This is a genomic window from Nocardioides ureilyticus (assembly GCF_051280745.1).
Classification (GTDB): Bacteria; Actinomycetota; Actinomycetes; order Propionibacteriales; family Nocardioidaceae; genus Nocardioides.
On the sequence record NZ_JBNCOG010000079.1, the window covers coordinates 1 to 585 of the forward strand.

Annotated in this window: 1 protein-coding gene; it reads left to right on the forward strand. The window is 69.9% G+C overall.

From position 1 onward, the window contains the following. A partial coding sequence (locus ACSMHG_RS19545; RefSeq protein ID WP_435748257.1) for an NAD(P)/FAD-dependent oxidoreductase occupies nt 1-585 on the forward strand: 585 nt, incomplete at both ends.

The window sequence follows — 585 nt, forward strand, 5'->3', positions numbered from 1 at the left end:
TTCGGGGCCGAGCTGGTGCCCGACGACGTCGTCGAGGTCGACCTCACCGGTGACGTCAAGGTCGTCAGGACCGCCACCTCCACCCACACCGCTCGCGCGGTCGTCCTCGCCACCGGCTCGGGCTACCGCAAGCTCGGGCTGCCCCGCGAGGACGAGCTGTCCGGCCGTGGGGTCTCGTGGTGTGCGACCTGCGACGGCTTCTTCTTCCGCGAGCAGCACATCGCGGTCGTCGGCGGCGGCGACTCCGCGATCGAGGAGGCCACCTTCCTGACCCGGTTCGGGTCGAAGGTCTCGCTCATCGTGCGCCGCGACGAGCTGCGCGCCTCCAAGATCATGCAGGAGCGGGCCTTCGCCGACCCGAAGCTGGAGATCGAGTGGAACTCGGTCGTGGAGGAGATCCACGGCGAGGACCGTCTCGAGGGCATCACGCTCAAGGACACCGTGACCGGCCAGACCCGGCGGATGGACGCGACCGGTCTGTTCATCGCCATCGGCCACGACCCCCGCTCCGAGCTGCTCCGCGGGCAGGTGGAGCTGGACGCCAACGGCTACGTCGTCGTGGCCCACCCCTCCACGAGCACCAAC